The organism is Vibrio sp. V30_P3S12P165, from assembly GCF_009904905.1.
Taxonomy (GTDB): Bacteria; Pseudomonadota; Gammaproteobacteria; order Enterobacterales; family Vibrionaceae; genus Vibrio; species Vibrio fujianensis.
Genome location: NZ_WXWH01000040.1, coordinates 12,303 through 38,414, shown reverse-complemented (window position 1 = coordinate 38,414; position 26,112 = coordinate 12,303). Strand labels below are relative to the sequence as shown.

19 protein-coding genes, 4 tRNA genes, 1 riboswitch and 1 other annotated feature are annotated in these 26,112 nt (G+C 44.5%); of the genes, 20 read left to right on the top strand and 3 right to left on the bottom strand.

Annotated elements, in window-relative coordinates:
- Positions 1–256 precede the first annotated feature (256 nt).
- A riboswitch (Lysine riboswitch) is annotated at positions 257–470 on the top strand.
- A 112-nt stretch (positions 471–582) separates the two neighbouring features.
- From CAG57_RS08830 to hisIE, 9 genes are all read left to right on the top strand, one after another.
- Positions 583–2,184, top strand: a complete 1,602-nt coding sequence (locus CAG57_RS08830; RefSeq protein ID WP_161427731.1) for a Na+/H+ antiporter NhaC family protein — start codon at positions 583–585, stop codon at positions 2,182–2,184.
- Positions 2,185–2,349: 165 nt separating this feature from the next.
- Positions 2,350–2,487: a sequence feature (His leader region), on the top strand.
- 43 nt (positions 2,488–2,530) lie between these two features.
- Positions 2,531–3,427: an ATP phosphoribosyltransferase gene (hisG, locus tag CAG57_RS08825; protein ID WP_161427730.1), complete on the top strand. Its 897-nt coding sequence runs from the start codon at positions 2,531–2,533 to the stop codon at positions 3,425–3,427.
- Positions 3,428–3,432: 5 nt separating this feature from the next.
- Positions 3,433–4,728 (top strand): histidinol dehydrogenase, encoded by a 1,296-nt coding sequence (hisD, locus tag CAG57_RS08820; protein ID WP_161427729.1) that lies wholly within the window; start codon positions 3,433–3,435, stop codon positions 4,726–4,728.
- Positions 4,729–4,730: 2 nt separating this feature from the next.
- On the top strand, positions 4,731–5,771 hold the full coding sequence (hisC, locus tag CAG57_RS08815) for a histidinol-phosphate transaminase (RefSeq protein ID WP_161427728.1): 1,041 nt from the start codon (positions 4,731–4,733) through the stop codon (positions 5,769–5,771).
- Positions 5,772–5,819: 48 nt separating this feature from the next.
- Positions 5,820–6,893 (top strand): bifunctional histidinol-phosphatase/imidazoleglycerol-phosphate dehydratase HisB, encoded by a 1,074-nt coding sequence (hisB, locus tag CAG57_RS08810; protein ID WP_099612667.1) that lies wholly within the window; start codon positions 5,820–5,822, stop codon positions 6,891–6,893.
- A complete protein-coding gene (gene hisH, locus CAG57_RS08805) occupies positions 6,893–7,504 on the top strand; it encodes an imidazole glycerol phosphate synthase subunit HisH (RefSeq protein WP_161427727.1) in 612 nt (203 codons plus the stop codon). The genes hisB and hisH overlap by 1 nt, the downstream gene beginning before the upstream one ends.
- Before the next feature lie 47 nt (positions 7,505–7,551).
- Complete coding sequence (hisA, locus tag CAG57_RS08800) at positions 7,552–8,289, top strand: 1-(5-phosphoribosyl)-5-[(5-phosphoribosylamino)methylideneamino]imidazole-4-carboxamide isomerase (RefSeq protein WP_078924786.1); 738 nt, start codon at positions 7,552–7,554, stop codon at positions 8,287–8,289.
- A complete protein-coding gene (hisF, locus tag CAG57_RS08795; protein WP_099612558.1) occupies positions 8,271–9,044 on the top strand; it encodes an imidazole glycerol phosphate synthase subunit HisF in 774 nt (257 codons plus the stop codon). Before hisA ends, hisF begins: the two co-directional genes overlap by 19 nt.
- On the top strand, positions 9,041–9,676 hold the full coding sequence (gene hisIE / locus CAG57_RS08790) for a bifunctional phosphoribosyl-AMP cyclohydrolase/phosphoribosyl-ATP diphosphatase HisIE (protein ID WP_161427726.1): 636 nt from the start codon (positions 9,041–9,043) through the stop codon (positions 9,674–9,676). The genes hisF and hisIE overlap by 4 nt, the downstream gene beginning before the upstream one ends.
- A 53-nt stretch (positions 9,677–9,729) precedes the next feature.
- On the opposite strand, the gene CAG57_RS08785 is transcribed toward hisIE, so the two are convergent.
- Complete coding sequence (locus CAG57_RS08785) at positions 9,730–10,434, bottom strand: pseudouridine synthase (RefSeq protein WP_202597871.1); 705 nt, start codon at positions 10,432–10,434, stop codon at positions 9,730–9,732.
- A 306-nt stretch (positions 10,435–10,740) separates the two neighbouring features.
- On the opposite strand from CAG57_RS08785, the gene CAG57_RS08780 reads away from it, so the two are divergent.
- From CAG57_RS08780 to ihfA, 9 genes are all read left to right on the top strand, one after another.
- Positions 10,741–12,969, top strand: a complete 2,229-nt coding sequence (locus tag CAG57_RS08780; RefSeq protein WP_161427725.1) for an NADP-dependent isocitrate dehydrogenase — start codon at positions 10,741–10,743, stop codon at positions 12,967–12,969.
- A gap of 322 nt (positions 12,970–13,291) precedes the next feature.
- Positions 13,292–13,365, top strand: a tRNA-Cys gene (locus CAG57_RS08775).
- Positions 13,366–13,367: 2 nt separating this feature from the next.
- A tRNA-Gly gene (locus CAG57_RS08770) sits at positions 13,368–13,443 on the top strand.
- A 48-nt stretch (positions 13,444–13,491) separates the two neighbouring features.
- Positions 13,492–13,578: transfer RNA gene (locus CAG57_RS08765), tRNA-Leu, on the top strand.
- 37 nt (positions 13,579–13,615) lie between these two features.
- A tRNA-Gly gene (locus CAG57_RS08760) sits at positions 13,616–13,691 on the top strand.
- Positions 13,692–14,071: 380 nt separating this feature from the next.
- Positions 14,072–15,202, top strand: coding sequence for a GGDEF domain-containing protein (locus tag CAG57_RS08755; RefSeq protein ID WP_161427434.1), 1,131 nt, complete (start codon positions 14,072–14,074; stop codon positions 15,200–15,202).
- Between the two features lie 182 nt (positions 15,203–15,384).
- Positions 15,385–16,368, top strand: a complete 984-nt coding sequence (pheS, locus tag CAG57_RS08750) for a phenylalanine--tRNA ligase subunit alpha (protein WP_099612554.1) — start codon at positions 15,385–15,387, stop codon at positions 16,366–16,368.
- A gap of 18 nt (positions 16,369–16,386) precedes the next feature.
- A complete protein-coding gene (gene pheT / locus CAG57_RS08745; RefSeq protein ID WP_161427435.1) occupies positions 16,387–18,774 on the top strand; it encodes a phenylalanine--tRNA ligase subunit beta in 2,388 nt (795 codons plus the stop codon).
- Between the two features lie 457 nt (positions 18,775–19,231).
- A complete protein-coding gene (gene ihfA / locus CAG57_RS08740) occupies positions 19,232–19,528 on the top strand; it encodes an integration host factor subunit alpha (protein ID WP_099612551.1) in 297 nt (98 codons plus the stop codon).
- Between the two features lie 103 nt (positions 19,529–19,631).
- On the opposite strand, the gene CAG57_RS08735 is transcribed toward ihfA, so the two are convergent.
- Positions 19,632–20,411 carry a RelA/SpoT domain-containing protein gene (locus CAG57_RS08735; RefSeq protein ID WP_161427293.1) on the bottom strand — a complete coding sequence of 260 codons (780 nt, stop codon included), beginning with the start codon at positions 20,409–20,411 and terminating at the stop codon, positions 19,632–19,634.
- 325 nt (positions 20,412–20,736) lie between these two features.
- On the opposite strand from CAG57_RS08735, the gene CAG57_RS08730 reads away from it, so the two are divergent.
- Complete coding sequence (locus CAG57_RS08730; protein ID WP_161427292.1) at positions 20,737–21,384, top strand: thiopurine S-methyltransferase; 648 nt, start codon at positions 20,737–20,739, stop codon at positions 21,382–21,384.
- Between the two features lie 72 nt (positions 21,385–21,456).
- Here the strand turns inward: CAG57_RS08730 and purT are convergent, their stop codons facing one another.
- Positions 21,457–22,632, bottom strand: a complete 1,176-nt coding sequence (purT, locus tag CAG57_RS08725; protein ID WP_099612549.1) for a formate-dependent phosphoribosylglycinamide formyltransferase — start codon at positions 22,630–22,632, stop codon at positions 21,457–21,459.
- A gap of 551 nt (positions 22,633–23,183) precedes the next feature.
- Between purT and CAG57_RS08720 the strand changes: the two genes are divergently transcribed.
- The gene (locus CAG57_RS08720) at positions 23,184–25,880 is read left to right on the top strand and encodes an EAL domain-containing protein (RefSeq protein ID WP_161427291.1); all 2,697 of its coding nucleotides are present in this window, start codon (positions 23,184–23,186) and stop codon (positions 25,878–25,880) included.
- Positions 25,881–26,112 lie beyond the last annotated feature (232 nt).

Sequence of the window (26,112 nt, the reverse complement as noted above, 5' to 3'; positions counted from 1 at the left end):
GCATAGGAATATATAAAAATAGATGTTCATCGTGATCTAGCATTATACTGCTTTTTTATGCTCAATATCCTTGCGGGTCGATGGAGTAGACAAAGTATGACTAATTTAGTGTGTTTTTTGGCGGTTTGATGACCAATTCTCGGTAATTAATCCTCTCGATAGGTTGCATTGACATCTATGATAAGTACAATGAGCCGACCTAATGCGAGATTTATAAATAATGTTGGGTTTACTTATAAGGTAGCTCACACTGGAGTCTCGACGTAGAGGTGCGGTACTGAAAAGTAACCATGTTTGGGGTGATGCCTATGAAGCGTGGTGAAAGGCTTTATCGCCGAAGTTAGTCGCAGATCAAAACGGCTAGCTGGGGTTGTCAGCGAATAGGGGCAACACTGCCATAGTCTACATACTGATGCGGATATTATTTTGCTTGGTATATCCTTGTTAAACTATGGAGCGCTACTGTAGGGTTGGGTGAAGTGTTCGCTTCCCTTTCGCTAGTTCAACAATAAGCTGTGTTGATGAAATACGCAGTTTGTCTGCAGTAGATCTCTTACCATTTATAACTGGTTTTTGAAGATCATGAATGTAATTGATTTTGCTTCCTCTCCTTTGTCTGTGCTCCCGCCATTAATCGCATTGACCTTAGCTATTGTCACTCGGCGAGTGTTAGTTTCTTTGGGGGTCGGTATTTTGCTTGGCGCTATGTTATTAGCAGATTTCTCGCTTTCGGGTGCTGCTCATTATACGGCAACTCAAGTCACCAGCGTGTTTTTTAAAGAGGGTGGCTTAAATACTTGGAATATGAGTATCGTTGGCTTCTTAATTTTGCTTGGAATGATGACGGCGCTCTTAACGCTCTCTGGTGGTACGCGTGCCTTTGCTGAGTGGGCGCAAGTTCGGGTAAAGAGTAAGCGAGGCTCGAAGCTTTTAGCGGCGTTTCTTGGTGTGTTTATTTTTGTTGATGACTATTTTAATAGTTTGGCTGTCGGTTCTATTTCTCGCCCTGTGACGGACCGTTTTTATGTGTCTCGAGCTAAGTTAGCTTATATTTTAGATTCTACGGCCGCTCCCATGTGTGTTGTGATGCCTGCCTCGAGCTGGGGCGCTTATATCATGACCATTATTGGTGGTATTTTGGTTTCGCACGGGATCACAGATTATTCACCGCTTGGTGCTTATTTGCGCTTAGTGCCGATGAATTTCTATGCCATCTTTGCTTTGTTGATGGTTTTTGCTGTGGTGTGGTTTCAAATGGATGTTGGCCCGATGCGTCGCCATGAAATTCAAGCATCACAAGGTCGTGGTTTTGAGCGAGACAATGAGCACGATAGTCAAGAAGCGCATGAGCTAAATGAGGAACTCGATATACCTGAAAGCGATCATGGTAAAGTTTCAGATTTAGTGTTGCCCATTGTGTTACTTATTTTGGCTACCATCGGTGCTATGTTGTATACCGGAGGACAAGCATTATCGGCCAGTGAGCTGGATTTTAATATCTTGGGCGCGTTTGAAAATACAGATGTTGGAACGTCTTTGATTTATGGCGGCTCTGTTGGCTTAGTGGCTGCGCTTATCACCGTGATTAAGCAAAGCTTACCGATGAGTGACGTGCTGAGTACCATGTGGATTGGGGCTCGTTCCATGTTCGGTGCCATCTTGATTTTGATTTTTGCTTGGACAATTGGTTCAGTGATTGGCGACATGAAAACCGGGGCGTATTTATCTTCTTTGGTGCAAGGGAATATTAACCCACAATGGTTACCGGTGATTTTATTCCTTTTGTCAGGGATTATGGCGTTTTCAACGGGGACGTCATGGGGTACGTTTGGCATCATGTTACCGATTGCCGGTGATATGGCTGGTGCGACTGATCTTGCCTTGATGTTACCTATGCTCAGCGCGGTATTAGCGGGTTCTGTGTTTGGTGATCACTGCTCACCGATTTCAGATACCACTATTTTATCTTCGACAGGAGCGCGCTGTAATCATATTGACCATGTCGCGACTCAGTTGCCTTATTCGCTCTCAGTGGCAGCAATATCAACCGTTGGCTTTATTGTGCTTGGGGTGACATCATCACTTTTTGCTGCCTTGGCGGCCGCCAGTGCTGTTTTTGTGTTGGTTTGTGTTGTTTTATCCTGGCTTTCTAAGGCCAAAATGGTTGTGGAATCGGCTCTGTAAGTTGTGTTCAACCCAATCTTATTACTTAGGTTGGGTTGATTATTTTCGTCACCAAGCAAAAAACCGTAAAATTGCAGTTGCAAAAAAGTTCAAGCTTGGTTAGTGTGGAAAACAGTCAAGTTAACCAGTAAAGAAATTAAGTATGCGTAGTTTTGTAATGAATATTCATCACCATCATCATCCCTAGTTAGTCTTTCGGGAGATGTACGCGTACCCGGGAGGCAGGATTCTCCCGGTGGTTAAATCAAATGTGTATTTAGATTTTAAGCCCTCGGGAAACCAAACTCTCGAGGGCTTTTTACTATTTGATTTTATAAACTTCAATACATTGCAAAGGAATCATGTTATGCAAACACAACGCCTAAGAATTGCCATCCAAAAGAAAGGTCGCTTGAGTCAAGAGTGTCAGGAACTACTGAAAAAATGTGGGGTAAAATTCAATATCATGGGTGAAAGTCTGGTTGTTCATTCACTCAATATGCCGATTGATCTGTTACTGGTTCGTGATGATGATATTCCAGGTTTGATTATGGATGGTGTCGTTGATTTAGGCTTTGTGGGAGAAAATGTGTTGGAAGAAACGCGATTGGATCGCCGAGCGCTCAACCAACCTAGCCAGTTTGTTGGGTTGCGCCGGATGGATTTTGGGGGCTGTCGCCTCTCGATTGCAATGGATAAAGATGAAGTTTATCACGGGCCTCAAGATCTTAAAGGTAAGCGCATTGCCACAACCTATCCGCAGCTACTTAAAGCTTATATGGATCAGCAAGGCATTGATTTTAGTACCTGTATGTTGACCGGCTCTGTGGAAGTTGCGCCTCGAGCCGGACTTGCTGATGCAATTGCGGATTTAGTTTCTACTGGAGCGACGTTAGAAGCGAATGGTTTAAAAGAAGTCGAGGTTATTTTTCAGTCTAAAGCGCTGCTTATTCAGCGGTCAGGAGATTTTTCAGCAGATAAAGCCGCACTGATCGATAAACTTCTCACACGTATGCACGGCGTGCAACAAGCGAAAGAATCAAAATACATCATGCTACACGCTCCTGTTGAACAATTACCACAAATTACAGCGTTGTTGCCGGGAGCAGAAGATCCGACGGTGTTACCTCTTTCTGCGGATAAAAGTAAGGTTGCCGTGCACTTAGTTAGCTCAGAAAATCTATTTTGGGAAACCATGGAACAGCTGAAAGCTCTCGGAGCGAGCTCCATTCTTGTTCTTCCTATTGAAAAAATGATGGAGTAATCACCATGAGAACCGTAGTGTGGCAATCGTTGAGTGAAACTCAACAACAATCGGTGTTAGAACGTCCTGCAATTACCGAAGGTGCGAATATTACCGCCGCAGTCAAAGCGGTGATTGCTCAGGTTCGTGCTGATGGTGATATCGCTTTACAGGCTTTGACTGAGAAATTTGATCGTGTAAAACCTGAGTCAATCCGTGTACCACAGCCTGAAATTGATGCTGCTTGTGAACGGCTTTCACAGCCAATGAAGCAAGCGCTTGAACAAGCATACAACAATATTGTTAAGTTCCATAAAGCGCAAAAACCTCAGCCCGTAAAAGTTGAAACTATGCCCGGCGTGGTTTGTGAGCAAGTCACTCGGGCTATCAATAAAGTAGGGTTGTATATTCCTGGTGGAAGCGCACCACTACCTTCAACAGTCTTGATGCTCGGTGTTCCAGCCCAAATAGCAGGTTGCCGCAAAGTGGTGCTTTGCTCACCGCCGCCGATTGCGAATGAAATTTTGTATGTAGCAAAGTTATGTAATATTGATGAAGTTTACAATGTGGGTGGCGGTCAAGCGATTGCAGCAATGGCTTATGGTACTGAAACCGTGGCTAAAGTAGATAAAATCTTTGGCCCGGGTAATGCGTATGTCACCGAAGCAAAACGCCAAGTCAGTAATGATTTCCAAGGCGCTGCTATTGATATGCCGGCTGGCCCGTCTGAAGTGTTGGTGATTGCCGATGAAACGGCTGATACAGAATTTATTGCTGCCGATCTGCTCAGCCAAGCAGAGCACGGCCCGGATTCTCAAGTGGTGTTAGTGACGCCATCACCGATCATTGCGGATCAGGTGATGGATGCGGTTCAGCGCCAATTAACAAGCTTATCTCGAGCGGATATCGCTCAGAAAGCGCTGGCATCAAGCCTGATTATTATTGCCGAATCGATTACTCAGGCCGTGGCGATATCGAATTATTATGGGCCAGAGCACCTGATTGTACAGACGAAAAACCCTCGTGAACTGGTGCCACTATTAGATAATGCCGGGTCAATCTTTCTCGGGGCTTGGTCGCCTGAATCGGTTGGCGATTATGCATCTGGTACCAACCACGTTTTACCGACTTATGGTTATACTCGCACCTATTCGAGCTTGGGTTTGGCTGATTTCAGTAAGCGCATGACAGTGCAAGAGCTTAGTGTTGATGGCTTAATCTCTTTAGCTCCCACGGTGGTCGCTATCGCGAATGCAGAGGGGTTAGACGCACACAGCCGTGCAGTAACCATTCGTATTGAACAGTTACAAAAGGCGCAATAACTATGGAAAAACTAGCTCGTAAACAGGTTCAGGCATTAACGCCTTATCTTTCAGCTCGTCGTATTGGCGGTAGTGGTGATGTCTGGTTGAATGCCAATGAGTCCCCCTTTGATAATGAATATAAAACCGATTTTGCTCGTCTTAACCGCTATAGCGATTGTCAGCCTAACGCGTTGATTCAAGCTTATGCCGATTATGCAGGGGTGAGCCCACAGCAAGTATTAACTTCTCGTGGGGCGGATGAAGGGATTGAATTACTGATTCGTGCTTTTTGTGAGCCTAACCAAGATGCCATTCTATATTGTCCACCGACTTATGGAATGTATGCCATTAGCGCGGAAACGTTTGGGGTTGAGCGTAAAACGGTTCCCCTGACGGCAGATTGGCAACTCGATTTAGCAAGCATTGAAGCCAGCCTTGATAAGGTGAAGCTAGTGTTTGTTTGTAGTCCCAATAATCCAACGGGCAACCTAGTTAAACGTGAAGACATTATTGCTCTACTCGAGATGACCAAAGATCGCGCCATTGTCGTGATGGATGAAGCCTACATCGATTTTTGTCCTGAAGCCTCAACGGTGGATCTGCTGGTAGATTACCCTAATTTAGCCATTTTACGTACCTTGTCAAAAGCGTTTGCTTTGGCAGGTTTACGTTGTGGGTTTACGTTGGCTAATAGATCGATTATCGATGTATTACTCAAGGTTATTGCCCCTTATCCCGTTCCTGTCCCAGTGGCAGAAATCGCAACGCAAGCACTTTCAGAAGCTGGGCTAGCACGTGCTAAATTTCAAGTCTTGGATCTCAATGCCAATCGCGCTTACTTACAAGTGGGTTTACAGATGATCGAGGGAATCACGGTGTTTGAAGGGTGGGGCAATTATCTACTCGTCCAATTTCCTGATGGTGATGCCTTGTTTCAAGCCGCTTGGGAACACGGAATTATTTTACGTAATTCACCGATTGAGCATTGTGTACGTATTTCCGTCGGCAACCGTGAAGAGTGTGAAAAGACCGTCGCTTTTATTCGTAATTATTATCAATAAATAGGATGCAAGCGTATGCGCTTGCATCAAAAAGAAAAGGATATTCTCGTGAGCATGCAACAAAAAATTCTCTTTATTGACCGTGACGGTACGTTAATTGTTGAGCCACCGGTTGATTTTCAGGTGGATCGTTTAGATAAGCTGAAGCTAGAACCCTATGTGATACCCAGCCTTTTGACCTTACAAGAGGCGGGTTATCGTTTGGTGATGGTGACTAACCAAGACGGGTTAGGAACAAAAAGCTACCCTCAAGAAGATTTTGATGCGCCCCATAGCATGATGATGGAAATTTTCCAATCTCAGGGCGTTATGTTTGATGAGGTTTTGATTTGCCCGCATTTTGAAAAAGAAAATTGCTCATGCCGAAAACCTAAGCTTGGGCTGGTCAAACAATATCTGCACGGTGGCAAAGTGGATTTTAAACACTCCGCGGTGATTGGTGACCGTGTTACCGATTTACAATTGGCTGAAAATATGGCGATTCGAGGGATCCAATACCATCCTAAGACTATGAATTGGCCAGAAATTGTCAGAGCTTTGACCATCCAAGAGCGCAAAGCTGAAGTGGTACGAAAAACCAAAGAAACCGATATTCAGGTTGCGGTAAATCTTGATCAAAGTGGTGGTAATCACATTGAAACGGGGCTGGGCTTTTTTGACCACATGTTAGATCAAATTGCTACCCACGGCGGTTTTCAATTGACATTAACGGTTAAAGGTGACCTGCATATTGATGATCACCACACCGTAGAAGATACTGCACTGGCTCTTGGACAGGCATTGAGAGAAGCGCTGGGGGATAAACGAGGTATTGGCCGTTTTGGCTTTACACTGCCGATGGATGAATGTTTGGCACAGTGTGCATTAGATTTATCCGGCCGCCCCTATTTAAAATTTTCAGCCGAATTTAGCCGTCCACAAGTCGGCGATTTTTCAACAGAGATGGTTTATCACTTCTTCCGTTCTCTGACGGATACCTTAGCGTGTACCTTACATCTTTCTACGGCGGGTGAAAACGATCACCACATGATTGAAAGTTTATTTAAAGCGTTTGGCCGTACACTTCGCCAAGCCATTCAGGTACAAGGGAATGAATTGCCAAGCAGTAAAGGAGTGCTGTGATGACTCAACAGATCGTCATTATTGATACTGGGTGTGCCAATATCTCTTCTGTTAAGTTTGCGGTTGAGCGTTTAGGTTACCCTGTCACAATATCAAAAGATCCAGAGGTCGTATTAGCTGCAGATAAACTATTCTTGCCCGGAGTAGGAACCGCCAGTGAGGCGATGCATAACTTGGCGCAGCGCCATTTAATTGAGTTAGTCAAACAGGTAGAAAAGCCGCTGCTAGGCATTTGCCTTGGCATGCAACTTATGGGCAAGCTCTCAGAAGAGAAGGGACAAAAAGCCCAAGAAACGGTTGAGTGCTTGGGGCTGGTCGGCGGTGAAGTTCGCCGAATGCAAACACAGGGCCTGCCTTTACCCCATATGGGGTGGAATACGGTGTCTGCAACGTCTGGTCACCCATTATTTGCAGGCATTGAAGAAGGCGAGTACTTCTATTTTGTGCACAGTTTTGCCATGCCGGTTGGCGACTACACCATTGCAGAGTGTCAATATGGTCAGCCTTTTAGTGCGGCAATTCAACATGGCAACTACTATGGTGTGCAATTTCATCCAGAGCGCTCATCAAAAGCTGGCTCCAAGTTAATTGACAATTTTTTGAAACTTTAAGGATAGTCGTTTGGCCGATAAGGCTAAACCACCATTAAGGATAAATGATGATTATTCCCGCATTAGATTTAATCGATGGTCAGGTTGTTCGCCTTTATCAGGGAGATTATGGGCAAGTGACCGAATATAAAGTTGATCCCGCTGAACAATTCAACCTCTATCATCAAGCCGGTGCCAACTGGCTTCATTTAGTGGATCTCACGGGTGCAAAAGACACCTCAGCTCGTCAGTTAACGTTGATTGCGACCCTCTTGGCCAGCACGCCAGCAAATATTCAAATTGGTGGTGGCGTGCGTAGTGAACAAGATGTGATTGATTTACTCAACGCCGGTGCTCAGCGTGTCGTGGTTGGTTCCACCGCGGTCAAACAACCTGAATTAGTCAAAGGTTGGATGGCAAAATACGGAGCGGAGAAAATAGTTCTTGCACTGGATATCAATATTGATCGTGATGGCTCACGTAAAGTTGCTATTTCTGGTTGGCAAGAAGACTCTGGGGTGACCATCGAAGCGTTATTGGATGATTACCTCACGGTGGGTCTACAACATGTTTTGTGTACCGACATTTCTCGTGATGGAACGCTGACAGGCTCTAATGTGGCGTTGTATGTCGATTTATGCCAGCAGTATCCACAAATTCAATTCCAGTCTTCTGGTGGTATCGGCAGTTTAGCAGACATTGAAGCGTTGAAAGGCAGTGGAGTCGCCGGTGTTATTGTTGGTCGTGCACTATTAGAGGGTAAGTTTACCGCACAGGAGGCGTTCTCATGCTGGCAAAGCGAATAATTCCCTGTCTAGACGTTCGTGATGGTCAAGTCGTTAAAGGTGTTCAGTTTCGTAACCATGAAATCATAGGTGATATCGTACCGCTGGCTAAACGCTATGCAGAAGAAGGTGCAGATGAGCTGGTTTTTTACGATATTACCGCATCCAGTGATGGTCGAGTCGTCGATAAAAGTTGGGTATCACGGGTCGCCGAAGTGATCGACATTCCTTTTTGTGTCGCGGGTGGAATCAAATCGGCAGATGATGCGGCGCGCATTTTAGAGTTTGGTGCCGATAAAGTGTCGATTAATTCGCCCGCATTAGCCAACCCTCAATTGATCACCGATCTTGCGGATAAATTTGGTGTGCAATGTATTGTCGTGGGGATCGATTCCTATTTTGATAAAGAAACGGGCCAATACCAAGTTTATCAATTTACCGGGGATGAAACGCGGACCAAAGCGACACAGTGGCAAACTCAAGATTGGGTTCAAGAGGTACAAAAACGGGGAGCGGGTGAAATTGTCCTTAACATGATGAACCAAGACGGGGTTCGTCATGGGTATGACCTTGAACAATTGAAGAGGATTCGAGCTGTATGCCAAGTGCCTCTGATAGCTTCGGGTGGTGCGGGGGCGATGGAACACTTTGCTGACGCCTTTAAGTTAACCCATGTCGATGGTGCGCTGGCAGCCTCTGTCTTTCATAAACAGATTATTAATATCGGTGAACTGAAGCAGTATTTAAAACAACAACAAATCGAGGTAAGACGATGAGCCGAACTACGCAAAGCCCAATGGCGCTCTCAGACCGAATCAATTGGGAAAAGGTTGATGGTCTTATCCCAGCAATTATCCAAGATTTTACGTCTAGCCAAGTGTTGATGATGGGGTATATGAATCAGCAAGCGCTGGCAAAGACGTTGGAAACGGAACAAGTGACCTTTTATTCACGTTCAAAACAGCGGTTATGGACCAAAGGCGAAACGTCTGGACATATTTTACAACTGAAAAATATCGCCTTGGATTGTGATCAAGACACCTTATTAGTCAAAGTGAACCCAATTGGCCCCACTTGTCATACCGGGACAACCACCTGCTGGGGTGGCGATGAACAAGAGGAATCACAATGGGTCTGGCTTCATCAACTTGAACAGTTATTGGCTGCCCGCAAGAGTGCCGATCCAGAGTCCTCTTATACCGCTAGCCTTTATGCGCGTGGCACCAAGCGCATTTCGCAGAAAGTGGGTGAAGAAGGGGTTGAAGTCGCGCTTGCGGCGGCGACGGGTGATAAGGCGGAATTGATTTGTGAGTCAGCGGATCTTATCTATCACTTACTGGTCTTGTTACAAGATCAAGGGTTATCGATGAGTGATGTGATAGACAAACTCAAAGAGCGCCATCAATAACGATAACGCCCCAGCGATGGGGCATTATTCTAAATGCGTTATTCTCAATATGGTTACATAGTAATTTCTTTCCACTGTCCTGGTTGTAGCTCGTCAAGGGTTATGTTGCCCATAGAATAGCGAATCAGGCGTAAGGTGGGATAACCAATATGTGCTGTCATCCGCCTTACTTGACGGTTGCGCCCTTCAATAATGGTGATTGCTAGCCAAGTGGTGGGGATATTGGCACGAAAACGAACGGGTGGCGTTCGTTGCCAGACGTTTGGCTCATCGATTCGTTCGACTTGTGCTGGGCGTGTTGGGCCATCTTTCAATTCCACCCCTAGCCTTAATTTATCGAGATCATCTTCCGCTGGTTCACCTTCGACTTGAACCCAATAAGTTTTCGGGGACTTAGCGGTTGGCTGGGTAAGCCTTGCTTGTAAAATACCATCATTGGTGAGAATCATTAAGCCCTCACTGTCTCTATCTAATCGTCCAGCAGCATATATCTCTTTAATAGGAATAAAATCTGCCAGCGTCTGTCGGCCTTGACCATCGGTAAATTGGCTTAATGTGTCATAAGGTTTATTAAAAATAATCACCTTACGTCGCTCCGGAGGAAGGAGTGTTTGTTTTTTCGCCACTCTTTTTACATCTGATTTTGAGCGAGAAGATGCCCCAGAGCGTAGAGAGCTTGAGCGTTTTTTCTGTTTTAAATAAGACGAATTTTTGGACGACGAAGTGGAGCGAATCGCGCTAGGTGAGCGGGAAGACATGTTAACTACCTTGCAAAAATGTAAATGGTTTGTGTTTGAATGTTTTATCTTTTTCTTATTTGGGCTATCATTTGCGCGCCCGAAAACAGGATTGTTGGATAAGATGATAGACTATTATCTTGCTTTTGTTTAATTATAACGATCTTCACTCACGGACTAAGTCGAACACACTCGGTGATAAGTGCCGAGATTAGAAAGAGTGAGACAATCGTATACAAGTATTGGGGATGTTGCACCGATTTGTATACGGACATTCACACAGTGCACTATCATCCCATAGTGCTGTTAGAACAATAGGGAAAGTTCATGTCTACAGATAAACCTACCATTATTTATACTATTACCGATGAAGCACCAGCCTTGGCCACTTATTCACTACTGCCTATTATTCAATCATTTACAGCTTCGTCAGGCATCAATGTGGAAACGCGTGATATTTCGTTAGCTGGACGTATTCTTGCCAACTTCCCTGAACACTTAAAAGAAGAACAAAAAGTCACCGATGCACTTGCTGAATTAGGCGCATTAGCACAAACACCTGAAGCGAATATCATTAAGTTACCCAACATCTCAGCTTCTATTCCTCAACTCAAAGCTGCGATTAAAGAGTTGCAAGAGAAAGGATTTGCACTGCCTGATTATCCAGCTGAGCCGAGTACCTATGAACAAGAAGCAGTAAAAGCTACCTACGATAAAATCAAAGGCAGTGCGGTTAACCCAGTGTTACGTGAAGGTAATTCTGACCGTCGAGCGCCTACTTCAGTGAAAAATTATGCCAAGAAAAATCCGCATTCTATGGGAGCGTGGTCAAAAGACTCCAAATCACATGTCGCTAGTATGCAAGAAAAAGATTTCTTCGGCACTGAGCAATCGTTAACGATCAATGGTGCAACGGACGTTTCGATTGAATTTTTGGCAAAGGACGGCACCAATAAAGTATTGAAGAAACCATTTGCTCTGCTAGATAAAGAGATCATTGACACGAGTGTGATGAGCAAGAAAGCACTGATTGAATTCTTTGAAAAAGAGATAGCGGAAGCCAAAAAACAAGATGTACTGCTTTCTTTGCACATGAAAGCCACCATGATGAAAGTGTCAGATCCAGTGATTTTCGGCTATGCAGTAAAGGTATACTACCAAGAGGTATTCGCGAAATATGGCGATTTATTTGACCAGTTAGGCGTTGATGTGAACAACGGGCTTGGCGATGTGTATGCGAAAATTCAAACATTACCAGAAGCTCAACGTGAAGAAATTGAGTCAGCGATTCAAGCGGTGTATGCGACACAGCCCGCATTGGCAATGGTCGATTCTGATCGTGGAATTACCAACCTGCATGTACCTAGTGACATCATTGTCGATGCCTCAATGCCAGCGATGATCCGTTCATCAGGACAGATGTGGGGGCCAGACGGTAAGCAAAAAGATACTAAAGCGATGATTCCCGATCGTTGCTACTCAGGGGTTTATCAAGCCGTGATCGATTTTTGTCGAGAGCATGGCGCTTTTGATCCCACTACAATGGGTAGTGTGCCAAACGTGGGATTAATGGCACAAAAAGCAGAAGAGTATGGTTCACATGATAAAACCTTCATTATCGACGCTGAGGGTGTGGTGCGCGTGATCGATAGCACCGGCAAAGTACTTTTAGAACAATCGGTAGAAGCGGGAGATATCTTCCGTATGTGTCAGGTAAAAGATGCGCCGATCCAAGATTGGGTTAAGTTGGCAGTCAACCGCGCTCGTGCAACGGGCGTTCCCGCTATTTTCTGGCTAGATAGTGCTCGTGCTCACGATGCGGAACTGATTAAAAAAGTAAATCAGTATTTACCCGATCACGATACGACGGGTTTAGAGATACAGATTTTGTCTCCTGTCGATGCGACCTTGTACACCTTGGCTCGTATGAAAGAAGGCAAAGATACGATTTCTGTCACGGGGAACGTATTACGTGATTACCTGACTGATCTCTTTCCCATCCTTGAATTGGGAACGTCGGCAAAAATGCTTTCTATCGTTCCATTAATGAATGGTGGTGGTTTGTTTGAAACTGGAGCAGGGGGCTCAGCACCCAAACATGTCCAACAAGTCCAAAAAGAGAATCACTTACGCTGGGATTCATTAGGCGAATTCTTGGCTTTAGCTGCCTCTTTAGAGCATCTCAGTATTGTTTCTGGCAATCGGAAGGCCCAAGTGTTAGCCGATGCGCTCGATCAAGCAACGGGTAAATTCTTAGACAATAACAAATCACCTTCACGTAAAGTGGGAGAGCTGGATAACCGTGGTAGCCACTATTATCTTGCCACTTATTGGGCGCAAGCATTAGCAGAGCAAACACAAGATGCTGAGTTGGCTGCAGAGTTTACTCCCATAGCTAAACAACTGAGCGATCAAGAAGCGCAGATCATTCAAGAGCTTAACGAAGCGCAAGGCAAACCGGGAGATCTTGGTGGGTACTACGTACCTGTGTTTGAGAAAGTCTCAGCGTTAATGCGTCCAAGTCAGACCCTCAATCGCATCATCGACCGAGCGTAATGATGAGTGGCTAAGTACACAGATAATCGGGTGGCTTAGCCTACTTTTATTACATAAATTAAAAAGCGATACATACACAAAAAAAGCCGTTGTTGATGATGGTAGCGCTTACATAAATTAATTTAGGTCGCGTTGTCAGGTATCTTGAGGAAAAATAGACAGTTTTTGCTATAAAAGTGAACAAAGAAATCGTTTTTGAATGCAAAATAGTCAAACGATTTAAAAAGCAAAAAAATTCTATTGACTCATTGCATCGAATCCGTAGAATGCATCCCGTACTCAAGAGCAACGCGATAAACAAGCAAGCGGTTTGAGTCTTGAAGGCGCGTTGGCAGAGTGGCCATGCAGCGGATTGCAAATCCGTGGACCTCGGTTCGACTCCGGGACGCGCCTCCATTGCGACACTAGCTCAGTTGGTAGAGCGCAACCTTGCCAAGGTTGAGGTCACGAGTTCGAACCTCGTGTGTCGCTCCAAATTATATTCGCACGGCGCAAGCGGTGCAGAAGTTAAAAAATTAGTGTGCCCTGGTGGTGAAATTGGTAGACACAAGGGATTTAAAATCCCTCGACTTTCGAGTCGTGCCGGTTCAAGTCCGGCCCGGGGCACCATTTATAAAGAGCAAGGTAATAGCCTTACCTGCTTAATGCGACACTAGCTCAGTTGGTAGAGCGCAACCTTGCCAAGGTTGAGGTCACGAGTTCGAACCTCGTGTGTCGCTCCAAATAACAAAAAGCCCGATCAGAAATGATCGGGCTTTTTGTTGTCTAGAATTTTTGAATACCGGACTCAGAGAGTTTATTAAGCGTAACTTGATATGCTTTCAATCTATCGCTTAACCATAACATCGCTTAACCATAACCATGGCACTTTTTGTTCAGCATCTCATTTAGTGAGTGTTGCGTAGGCACAGAGCATGCCCTTTGATAAAGTTATGTTTATACTTAAGTAATACCGTTTGGCACTATATGACGCTATATGAAGTAAAGAAGCGGAATACAGGAAATAAACGAGATGAAATAAATAAACGAGCGTTTGCAGTTGGTCGCGCATTGTTCATTTCGGATTACGATATAATGGCATTCAAATAGGCTTTTGATAAATATGCAGTCATTCCAGTGGGATCGATATTTTGAAACCGGGATTCACGAGGTTGATCAACAGCATCAATATCTGGTGAACTTTATCAATCAATATGGCGCATTGCTGTCAGAAAATAATGTTGCCCTTAGCGATGTACGTGTGGCTCTGTTTGAACTCTCTCGCTATGCGGAATTTCACTTTAAAGAAGAAGAAATGCTGATGCGTACGAGCGGTATTGCGGACGCTCATTTGACTGAGCATATACAAGTACACCGTACATTTATGGCCGAACTGGTCAGTATGCAGGCCTTCCTGAGTGAAGCTGACGAAAAACCCGCGGTGCAATTGTTTGAATTTTTGATTCACTGGCTGGCGTATCATATTTTAGGTATTGATCAAAATATGGCACGTCAAATCAAAGCGATCGAACAAGGTATGACGCCTCAACAAGCCTATGATCAAGAAGAGCGTGAGCATGAAAGTGCCACAGAACCATTACTTAACGCATTGAGTGGATTATTTGAATTAGTTTCAGAGCGTAACCGAGCACTCGTAAAACTCAACCAATGTTTAGAAGATACCGTTGAGCAACGTACACAACAATTGCTTAAAGCGAACCAACAACTAGAGGCCTTATCTACTACGGATAGCCTAACCAAACTCCCTAATAGACGGAAAGCATTACGTCAGCTACAAGTTTATTGGGACGACGCAAAACAGCATCATTTACCGCTGGTTTGTATCATGATTGATGTGGATGATTTTAAGCAAGTAAATGATACGTGTGGTCATGATGTTGGGGACAGCATACTCATTGAGTTAGCTCAAACATTACAGCATTCATTTCGTAGTGATGATCTAGTTGCTCGCCTTGGGGGGGATGAATTTTTAGTGATTTGTCCGAATACCGATTTAGCAGGAGGGATCAACGTCGCCGAATTTACCCGCCAAGCCGTTAACTGCCTTACTATTGAGACGGAACATGGCCTCTGGCAAGCGAGTATTAGTGTCGGAGTTGCACAATCACATCAACAGATGACAAGCTACCATCAACTGATTAAATTGGCAGACAATGCCGTATACCAAGCGAAACGAAGTGGAAAAAATCAAATCAGTACGGCTCAATTTCAAGTAAAAAACGAGCCAAGCTAGATAGAATTGTTATAAAGATGGAACATCGTTGTTTCAGGTTTGCGTGAAAGTATTCTAGGGCGCGATTTCAGTTTGGCTTTGACAGCGGCTTTCGTTACTATGTACAGCTACTTAAAAACCAAGAATCCCTTATTCCCTTTCGGGCTCCTTAAGGATACTGCTGATAAGCAGACGAGGATACAATGCAACATCTACAAGAGATTATTGCTAACGCGACCGCAGCGATTAATGCAGCCGAATCGTTAGTCGCACTGGATGAAGTGCGTGTTCAATATCTGGGCAAAAAAGGTGAGCTAACGGCTCAACTACAAAGTCTAGGCAAATTACCGCCAGAAGAGCGTCGCGCGGCAGGCCAAGAGATTAACGTCGCAAAAGAAACAGTTCAAAAATCCATCGCTGCGCGCAAAGATAACCTACAACGTGCAGAGCTTGAAGCGAAGTTAGCGGCTGAAACTATTGATGTCACGTTACCTGGACGTCGTATCGAAAACGGCGGTTTACACCCTGTAACCCGTACCATCGAGCGTATTGAAAGCTTCTTTGGTGAACTGGGCTTTACCGTTGAGTCTGGCCCTGAAATCGAAGACGATTTCCATAACTTCGATGCGCTGAACATCGCAGATGATCACCCTGCGCGGACGGATCATGATACCTTCTTTTTTAATCCAAAGCTGATGCTACGTACTCACACCTCTGGCGTACAAATACGGACTATGGAAGAGAGCCAGCCACCACTACGTTTTATTGCTCCTGGCCGTGTTTACCGTAACGATTACGACCAAACACACACGCCAATGTTCCATCAAGTGGAAGGCATGCTGGTGGATGAAAACGTCAACTTTGCTCAGTTGAAAGGCATTCTGCACGACTTCTTGTGTAATTTCTTCGAAGAAGACTTGGAAGTGCGTTTCCGTCCCTCTTATTTCCCATTCACAGAGCCTTCAGCCGAAGTCGACGTGAAAGGTAAGAACGGTAAATGGCTCGAAGTACTGGGCTGCGGTATGGTGCATCCAAATGTGCTGCGCAGTGTAGGGATCGATCCTGAAAAATACTCTGGTTTCGCATTCGGAATGGGTGTCGAGCGTTTGACCATGCTTCGTTACGGTGTGAACGACTTACGTGCGTTCTTCGAAAACGATCTTCGTTTCCTAAAACAGTTCAAGTAATCCAGAGGTTTAATCACAATGAAATTTAGCGAATCTTGGCTTCGTGAGTGGGTTAACCCAGCGGTTACCACCGACGAGCTTACCCACCAAATTACTATGGCCGGTTTGGAAGTTGATGATGTTCTTCCGGTTGCGGGCACGTTTACTGGCGTAAAAGTCGGTCACGTTGTGGAATGTGGTCAACATCCAGATGCAGACAAACTGCGTGTAACAAAAGTGGATGTGGGCGAAGAAGAACTGCTCGACATCGTGTGCGGAGCACCCAACTGCCGCCAGGGCCTGAAAGTCGCGGTTGCGACGGTTGGCGCGGTTCTACCAGGTGATTTCAAAATTAAAAAAGCGAAGCTGCGTGGCCAGCCTTCACACGGCATGCTGTGCTCTTTCTCTGAACTGGGTATTGATATTGAATCCAACGGCATTATGGAGCTGGCGGAAGACGCCGTTATCGGTACTGATTTCCGTGAGTTTCTGGCTCTGGATGACGTCACCATCGATGTTGACCTGACATCAAACCGCGCAGACTGTTTCAGCCTGCGTGGTATGGCGCGTGAAGTAGGCGTGTTGAATCGAGCTGACGTGACGGAACCGATGGTGTCACCGGTGGCATCAACGATTGATGCCCACATAGCTATCGAAGTAAAAGCACCCGCTGCGTGTCCTCGTTACCTCGGCCGTATTGTGAAGAACGTCAATGTTCAAGCAAAAACACCGTTGTGGATGCAAGAAAAACTGCGCCGTTGTGGTATTCGCTCGATCGATCCGATTGTTGATATCACCAATTACGTCATGCTTGAGCAAGGTCAGCCCATGCATGCGTTTGATCTGGCGAAAATCGAAGGCGGTATCGTGGTGCGCTTGGCTGAACAAGGCGAGAAATTGACCCTACTGGATGGCAACCAAGCAGAACTGAATGCCGATACGCTGATTATTGCTGACCAGACTAAAGCGCTGGCGATCGCGGGTATCTTTGGTGGTGAGCACTCCGGTGTAAACAGTGAAACAAAAGACGTGCTGCTCGAATGTGCATTTTTCGCCCCGGACTATATCCGTGGGCGTGCTCGTCGTTATGGTTTACATACCGATTCATCAATGCGTTTTGAACGTGGCGTCGATTACGCACTGCAATACGCTGCAATGGAACGGGCCACTCAGCTTCTGATCGATATCTGTGGCGGTGATGTTGCGCCAGTCGTAGTGGCAGAATCTGATGCGGATCTGCCCAAACCGAATACGGTGGCACTACGCCGAACTAAACTTGATAACCTACTCGGTCACCATATCGCGGATACGGATGTGGTTGAAATCCTACAGCGTTTGGGTATGCGTGTTGAAACAACGGCTGAAGGCTGGACAGCAACCGCGCCAACTTGGCGTTTTGACATCGCAATCGAGCAAGATCTGGTGGAAGAAGTAGGCCGTATTTACGGTTATGACAACATTCCAAATCAAGCGCCAGCGGCTGCGCTCAATATGAACCTGCACAAAGAAGCGAACTTACCTCTGAAACGCGTTCGTGATCTGCTAGTTGATCGTGGTTACCACGAAGCGATTACTTACAGTTTCGTTGAGCCAGAACAACAAAAATTGATCGTACCAGAGGTTGAGCCTTTGATCCTGCCAAACCCAATCTCAGCAGACATGTCTGCCATGCGTTTGAGTTTGATTCAAGGGTTGCTGAACACCGTGGTTCATAACCAAAAACGTCAGCAACCTCGTGTTCGCTTGTTCGAATACGGTCTACGCTTTATTCCCGATCAAGCTGCTGAAAACGGTATGCGTCAAGAGCCAATGTTAGCAGGTGTTATTTCTGGAACTCGTAGTGAAGAGCACTGGAATCTCGAAACAGCAACGGTGGATTTCTTCGACCTCAAAGGGGATGTAGAAGCCATTTTAGAACTGACGGCAAATGGCAAAGCATACAGTTTTGCAGCAATGAAGCACCCGGCGCTTCATCCAGGTCAGTCTGCCGCGATCATGTTAGATGGCAAACAAATTGGTGTGATCGGTACGGTTCACCCTGAACTAGAGCGCAAGTTTGGTCTCAATGGCCGTACTCTGGTGTTTGAAATCGAATGGTCTGCGATCAATAGCAAAGTGATTCCTGAAGCGGTAGCGCTATCTAAATTCCCTTCAAACCGTCGAGATATTGCCGTTGTGGTGGATCAAACGGTTGCTTCTGGTGATATTGTGGCGGCATGCCGAATCGCGGGTGGTGAGTTACTCAAAGAAGCCAAACTGTTTGACGTTTATGTTGGCAAAGGCGTTGCGGAAGGGAAGAAAAGTTTGGCCATTGCCTTAACGCTTCAATCATCAGAGCGAACCTTAGAAGAGGTTGATATTGCTGCGGCGGTTGAAAATATCGTTAAAGTCATTGCTGATCAATTCTCCGCCACATTACGTGATTAAAGTCTAATTCTTGGTCGAGCATTGATGATGAGATAAAAGAGCAGGGGAATATCCTTGCTCTTTTTTTATCCGCGATGACTTCTGTCGATTTTCGGTATACAATTAGCATTAGCAAGCTTATGATTTTTCAGCTTATTCTTGTTTTATTACTGACAAAGATCAAATAGATTGGAAATTTCACAATTAGAATTAAAGAGTAAAAAAATATATACTTTTAATATTTTATGCTGATTTTTGTCTTTCATTGTGTTTTTATTTTTAATTTTATCAATTTTAAAGCGTGAAAATTCAACCCGTTGAATATGTGTCAGTTCGTTAATAAAATAAAAAAGTTGGCGAAAATCATAAGGTTGGCATACACTTTTGTTTAAAGCCGATATGTCTTTGATTGGCTGAGCAAAAATCACTGTGGTGCTGCTTAAAGCAGCAAGGTTAAACCTAGCTTTGAGGAAAGTTTATGGCGCTTACAAAAGCCGATTTGGCTGAAAACCTGTTCGAAAATCTAGGATTTAGTAAACGGGATGCCAAAGATACGGTGGAAGTGTTTTTTGAAGAGATTCGTAAAGCACTAGAAAGCGGCGAACAGGTTAAACTGTCCGGTTTTGGTAATTTTGATCTACGTGATAAAAATGAGCGACCAGGTCGAAACCCGAAAACGGGAGAGGATATTCCAATCACTGCTCGACGTGTTGTCACATTCCGCCCAGGACAAAAGTTAAAAGCCCGTGTTGAGAACATCCAAATCGGAAAATAACGCACAACAATAAAAAAGCCACAAATTACTGTGGCCTTTTTTTGTTTGTGAAGCGCTATTTCATGTTCACGGCGTAAGTCTGTTTCGGAAGTCAGTCAGTTAGCTACGCCGCTTGTATATGCGTTGTAATATAGGGTAACCATGCTTGTTGATATAGACGAAGCGACTCGTTGCGAAAACGATTGATTTTTGCGGTTTCCCAACCATTGAGCGATCGTTGCTCATGGATGGCTTTACGTTCTATGCGTTGAATCTGTTCATACAAAACATGCTCTGGGCCACTTTTTACATCAGCAATGGCTTTAAGATGAAACTGCACTTCAGCAATGATTTTTGTTTTTGGTAACTCAACCAAAACATTGAGATCACGGTAACCAGATGGTGTGGGTGATTTAAATCGATTTTTTACCTTCACAATGCTTGCTTCACGGCCTAATGCTTCATAGGCCTCGACTAAGCTTGGTACATCATCGGCGATGATGGTGGCACGCGCAAGGTCAGTAATTCGTGCGGCTTGTCCGCCGAGTTCCAGCGCGACTTTTTCTCTGGCTCGATGCTGAGATTTAACACCGCCGAAGAGAGAGTGTGTTGATGTCAGCATTGCAGTACTTTTACACAGGGTTTCAAGTTCATGCTGAGCTTGGTGCGCTTTGCTGTAGAGCACATCAAAATCATCGTACGGTTGTAATACGTTATCGTGGGTTGATTGAATGCCGTATAGGCCACTTAAGCTATGTTTGAATCGTTGAGCATTAATTTGATTTTGGTACTCTCCTTGTGGCTCCTGCGGGGATGAATTGATAACCGGAATGGCGGCGGCCAAAGCTGGCGCTCGGCTTAGCGTTAGTAGCATGAGCGCAGTGGTTCTCAGCAATAGACTCATTCACTCTCCTTAACAGATGTTGCTTAGGTCAAAAGTGAAACCTAAAAGAATCCTAATCCAACAAAAGGCTGTTACCTAGATAAAGTATTGGGGCTAAGAGTGCAAACTCAATGTGTTGACTCCTTCATTTCTATAGAGTGAGTGGTTGATCACACTAATTACCTTAACGGGTTACCTTAACGGGCTTGATGGTCGATAATACTATGAAACTTAACCATAAAATTAGTTCCCGCTGCGGATGTAACAAAAGATGAATTTGAGTGTAACTGGCATTCATTGGCGAGGTTGAGTTATGCTAACGCTTTTCGGCTCTTAAAGCGTTGTAATGATCGATTTCGAATTTTGGCATAATAAATGGGCGGCGAATCAAATTGGATTTCACCTCATGGAAGTTAATCCATTGTTGATGAAATATTGGCCGATGGTGAAACCTAAACGTCACGATACTGTATTGCTTCCGCTATGTGGTAAAAGTGAAGATTTGGTATGGTTAGCTGAACAGCATGATAGTGTTCAAGGCGTTGAACTGAGCCCCATTGCCGTTCGTGCTTTTTTTGCCGAACATTTATACACGCCGCTAGTGACCGAATTATCGGCTCAGCATACGTGTTATCAGTTTGATGAAATTTGCCTGTACACGGGCGATATTTTTACTGCGCCTATTCATCCTGTTGATATTATTTATGATCGTGCGGCTCTGGTTGCGCTACCTGAAAGTATGTGGAATGAGTATGCGAATCGGCTACTTTCTTTATTAAATCAAGGTGGACGGATTTTATTGGTGACCTTAGATTATCCGCAAAATGAACTCACTGGCCCACCATTTAGTGTAACCGAAAAAGCGATTCGCCGATTGTTTACTGGGCTTTCTGTGACTCAATTGCATAGGGATGAGTTAGGAGCACAGCATCCAAAACGGGCTAAAAAAGGGCTCAGTCGTTTTGCCGAAGAGGTATGGCTAATCGAGCGTTAAGAAAAGTCCTCACCGGATAAGATCATGATACCCAAGTCAGCACACCGACTTGGGTATAGACAATCGGTTGATCTAATAATGGATTTTAACTGATTTGACACTCTCAATAGCTCGATCAGTTGCTTGTGTGGTGTCTTTGCCTCTGGTTAAAATAACCCCTAAGCGACGTCGTCCATCAATATCCGGTTTTGCAAATAAGCGAAGCTGAGCGGTTGGAATACTCAAGGCCTCCTCGATACCTGAAAACTTGATATCATTGGCGGTTCCCTGACCGAGTAGCGCGGCAGATGCCGATGGGCCATATTGAATAATGCTTCCGACCGGTAAACCAAGAAACGCACGCACATGCAGTGCAAATTCAGAAAGATCTTGTGAAATTAGTGTGACCATGCCGGTATCATGCGGGCGAGGGGAGACTTCATTAAAAATGACTTGGTCGCCTTTAATAAACAGCTCAACACCAAAAATTCCGTAACCTCCCAGCGCATTAACAATCTCTTCAGCGACGTATTCAGCGGCTTTTAAAGCATTTTCTGACATCTTTTGTGGTTGCCAAGATTCACGATAATCGCCCTGTTCTTGTCGATGACCGATAGGGGCACAGAAGTGTATGCCATCACTGGCTCGAACGGTGAGCAATGTAATTTCATAATCAAAATCGATAAATCCTTCAACAATGACCCGGCCTGCACCGCTACGCCCTCCGGCTTGAGCATATTGCCACGCGGCTTCGATGTCTTCAGGGGTTTTGATGATGCTTTGTCCTTTACCTGATGAACTCATTATCGGTTTACATACACAAGGTAAACCGACCTGCTCTATTGCAGCGACAAACTCAGTGTAATGGTCAGCGAATTGGTAAGGCGAGGTTGGTAGAGCAAGTTGCTCAGCCGCTAGGCGACGGATCCCTTCTCGGTTCATGGTTAAGCAGATGGCATGAGCATTAGGCACAATGGTCATGCCTTGTGCTTCCAGCTCAAGTAGTTTCGCTGTTGCGATAGCTTCTACTTCTGGAACGATGTAATGCGGTTTTTCTAGCTCAATAATTTGTTGTAATGCTTGAGGGTTGAGCATATCGAACACATGGCTACGGTGTGCAACTTGCATCGCAGGCGCATTGGCGTAGCGATCACAAGCAATCACTTCTAAACCTAGTCGTTGACATTCGATAGCCACTTCTTTTCCTAACTCTCCAGAGCCAAGTAGAAGAACGCGGGTTGCACTATTGAGCGTTGCTGTTCCCAACATAAAGAATCCTTATTAGTTATGCATTAATACCCTTGCCACTTAAAGTTGCTGTGGTATTGGTTCAATCACACGCTGTACCGATGCTCATAGGGATGGTGAGATCGGTGCAAATTTGTGTCAGATGACTCTTGTCACTCATTTGTTGCTTATCGGCAACGTCAAGTTGTTTCAGTACAAAGTGAAGTCTCTATCATGGGCTTAATCACTGGAAGACTTCACTATCTTGAGAGCGAAAACAGCGGCGATCATACTGGAAAGATAAAAAAAAGAAAACGTTTGCCTTTGAGTGTCGTCAAACTTAATGCGTCAATAATCGCCAGAATACTGGTAAGTCGAAGCTAATTTGGTATTTGAAAAATAAACCAGCTCTTATAGGGCTCAAATTCTTATAAAGCTGATGAAATGGGGCTCAGCGTATTTTTCTACCTGTGAGGTCATAAAATGGACAACGTATCAGTACTGATAATATATGTATGAATAAGATCATGTTATTTATTCGCCTTAACCACTAGTATCGTACTCATAACGATAACGTTGATGAGTTCTCCGCAATGCTTCGAATGATTAACTTAGAAATTAAAACCGCGTTGCTATTCGCGCTTGGATTAATCGGTGTTGTCCTGAGTAGCTTATTGCTGACGCGGTATTTTTTTCTCTATAGCCTTGATGAGTTAGAGAACATAGAAGTGCATCGCGCTAGTCATCAAGCTTTATCGGTGATTGAGTCTTTAGTTCAAAGGCAAGAAGATACATCCTATGATTGGGCATATTGGGATGAGTCCTATAGGCTGCTAACCGGCCAAGATCCCGGGTATGCTGAACGAAACTTAACTCCAGAGGGATTAAGTGCCCTGAGCTTAGATTTGATGGCTTTTATTCGGCCTAATTACTCCTTGATGCTGGCCTATAATCAAACCAATGATGGGGCAAAACAAGCTGAAATGTTATTGCAAGCGCAGGCTATCTCTTCTTATTTGCAACACATGAACACTCAGCCAGATGCTAAAAAAACCAGTATGGCAAGCTTAGTTCGAATCGATCAACAGTTATGGGTGGTGAGCTTGACGGCGGTAAGAAACAGTGAAGGCAATACTGAATCGGTCGGTTGGATGCTATGGGGGCAAAACTTAACAAATCGTTTTCCTCAGCATTATGAGGGAATTTTAATGGCCGATAATCAACTATTAATCGACGATGAAAGTCTCTCGTTTTGGTTATCGCCTCAACAAAATGAGCATGATCACGACCTGATTGAACGCACGGGCCAACATTTGACTCATCACAGCTTCATCACGGATCGTCTCAATAATACTATCGCGATTTTAAAAACTACTGAACCGAGAATTTACTTTCAGCGGGCGAAAAGTGTGTTTATTTTACTCATTGCAGTGATGCTCATCGTCACGAGCGCAATTGCCTGCATTATGTACGGTATTTTTTGGGTCACAGTGAGTCGACGCTTTAGCTACTTCGAAAAAGGCATGAAAAATTTACTGAGTACCGTCGAGGCCCCCAAAAGAAGCCGACATACCGACGAGTTTGACCGTATTACGCAATGGGTAAAAACACTAGCCCATGCTTCTTCGCAAACAGAAGAAAAGCTACAAGAAACCTTACAAAAATTTGACGCGCTTTATCATAGTCATAGCGTCGGGATGATTTTGTTGACTGATAAAGTGATTGTCGATGCCAGTCCAACCGTGCTGATTTTACTGGGTTATCAACGTGACAAGCTGATTGGCCAGCCATTGAGTACCATTTGTGGCTGCGAAACAGAACTGTGTGGGATAGAGCCGCTATACCAATCAATAAATCAAGCGCAATGCCATTTTGAAACGATTTTGAAGCGTTACGATGGAACAGACATCGCTTGCTCTGTTGAAGCTGCGTTGCTAGACGATGACGAAAATACATCTGTCCTATTATCGATAAAAGACATCAGTGAACAAAAACGCCAGGCGGAAATCATTGAAACCCTAAAGCAGCGAGATCCTGTTTCTGGTTTGCTGAATAGACAAACTTTCATCCAGCGAATTAATCAACGTATTCAGCAGCAAGGGCCTCCGTTTAATGTATTGTATCTGTATGCTTCACGCTTAAAAGAGATCGATGAAGTCTATGGCCATGATTACTACGATCGGCTAGTGCAGCATTTAGCGACAACGTTGAAACAGTTTTTCCCAGAGCTGGAAATTGGCCGAATTAGCGAACAAGAGTTTATGATTTGTGCTGAGGAGCCAATTCAGTATTTAGAAACGGAAGGTGGCCGGATATTAATGGAATATCGGCAAAAGATCACCTTAGAAGATATTGAATGTGAAATAGGTTTGAAAGGCGCGCTATTATCTTCCGCCATGGATTTTGAGAGCTTTGAAAATTTATCACATACTGGATTTTATGCAGCCACGCATGGCTCTAGTGCCTACTCATCCGTCGTTAAGGTTAAACCTGAACATTTTACCCGCGCGCAAGAGCTATTAGTGCTTAATCGAGATATTATATCGGCATTAAAAAATGGTGAAATTACCGTACATTATCAGCCGATAGTCAAAGCGTCTACTGAGCAATTAATTGGTTTTGAGGCATTGGCACGTTGGAGGCATCCGACCTTAGGTATGATCTCGCCAGCAGTATTTATTCCGTTAGCCGAGCAGCGCAAATTGGTCGTCGAATTGGGTGAGCAAATTATTGATAAAGCGTGTCAATTTATCCAACACTTTCAACGGATGGGCCAAACCCCTTCATCGCGTTTAACGATTCATGTCAATATATCTAGCCCACATTTTCACCATAACAGCTTGGTCGAAACACTCCAAAAAGCGATCGAGGCTTATCAATTGCTTCCTGGCCAGTTGGTTCTTGAATTGACGGAAAGTATTTTATTAGGAGCGGAAGACGATATCATTCATCGGATGAAAACCATTAAAGCCTTAGGAGTTCAACTCGCACTCGATGATTTTGGTACCGGATATTCGTCGTTTAGTTCGCTTTGTAATTTCCCATTAGATATTGTGAAATTAGACAAATCTTATATTGATGGTTTAGAAACTAACAGTAAGGCCCAAAGTATCATCAGAAATATTATCCATATGGCACAAGAACTCGGCATGACGACCGTGGCAGAAGGGATTGAAAGTGTATCACAACTGAGAACATTAACCGCTTGGAATATCGATGAAATTCAAGGTTACTATTTTTATAAACCAATGAGTAAAGAGCAAGCTTTTAAACAATTCCCCTTAAATTAACGCCACGCTCTGTTTTGCATTAGAACTAATATCAACAGATCCTAAGCGATTACGCCATGGATAACATCAGCCGGTCGTTTGAATCCGATCTTGTTTCGTCAGCTCGACTCTACCTTTCTTATCAGCTTCAAGACTGTGGTTAGGGTGATTTTTGGCGACCGCAGTTTTTGGTGTGACTGGGTTTCAGCCTCACCGTTGCTTGAGCTTGCAACGGCTTAGCTCTCATTTTTAA

Bases quoted from the DNA above. Each gene is read 5' to 3' on its own strand.
- CAG57_RS08830 (WP_161427731.1), top strand. From the start codon at position 583: ATGAATGTAATTGATTTTGCTTCCTCTCCTTTGTCTGTGCTCCCGCCA.
- hisG (WP_161427730.1), top strand. From the start codon at position 2,531: ATGCAAACACAACGCCTAAGAATTGCCATCCAAAAGAAAGGTCGCTTG.
- hisD (WP_161427729.1), top strand. From the start codon at position 3,433: ATGAGAACCGTAGTGTGGCAATCGTTGAGTGAAACTCAACAACAATCG.
- hisC (WP_161427728.1), top strand. From the start codon at position 4,731: ATGGAAAAACTAGCTCGTAAACAGGTTCAGGCATTAACGCCTTATCTT.
- hisH (WP_161427727.1), top strand. From the start codon at position 6,893: ATGACTCAACAGATCGTCATTATTGATACTGGGTGTGCCAATATCTCT.
- hisA (WP_078924786.1), top strand. From the start codon at position 7,552: ATGATTATTCCCGCATTAGATTTAATCGATGGTCAGGTTGTTCGCCTT.
- hisF (WP_099612558.1), top strand. From the start codon at position 8,271: ATGCTGGCAAAGCGAATAATTCCCTGTCTAGACGTTCGTGATGGTCAA.
- hisIE (WP_161427726.1), top strand. From the start codon at position 9,041: ATGAGCCGAACTACGCAAAGCCCAATGGCGCTCTCAGACCGAATCAAT.
- CAG57_RS08785 (WP_202597871.1), bottom strand. From the start codon at position 10,434: ATGTCTTCCCGCTCACCTAGCGCGATTCGCTCCACTTCGTCGTCCAAA.
- CAG57_RS08780 (WP_161427725.1), top strand. From the start codon at position 10,741: ATGTCTACAGATAAACCTACCATTATTTATACTATTACCGATGAAGCA.
- CAG57_RS08755 (WP_161427434.1), top strand. From the start codon at position 14,072: ATGCAGTCATTCCAGTGGGATCGATATTTTGAAACCGGGATTCACGAG.
- pheS (WP_099612554.1), top strand. From the start codon at position 15,385: ATGCAACATCTACAAGAGATTATTGCTAACGCGACCGCAGCGATTAAT.
- pheT (WP_161427435.1), top strand. From the start codon at position 16,387: ATGAAATTTAGCGAATCTTGGCTTCGTGAGTGGGTTAACCCAGCGGTT.
- ihfA (WP_099612551.1), top strand. From the start codon at position 19,232: ATGGCGCTTACAAAAGCCGATTTGGCTGAAAACCTGTTCGAAAATCTA.
- CAG57_RS08735 (WP_161427293.1), bottom strand. From the start codon at position 20,411: ATGAGTCTATTGCTGAGAACCACTGCGCTCATGCTACTAACGCTAAGC.
- CAG57_RS08730 (WP_161427292.1), top strand. From the start codon at position 20,737: ATGATCGATTTCGAATTTTGGCATAATAAATGGGCGGCGAATCAAATT.
- purT (WP_099612549.1), bottom strand. From the start codon at position 22,632: ATGTTGGGAACAGCAACGCTCAATAGTGCAACCCGCGTTCTTCTACTT.
- CAG57_RS08720 (WP_161427291.1), top strand. From the start codon at position 23,184: ATGCTTCGAATGATTAACTTAGAAATTAAAACCGCGTTGCTATTCGCG.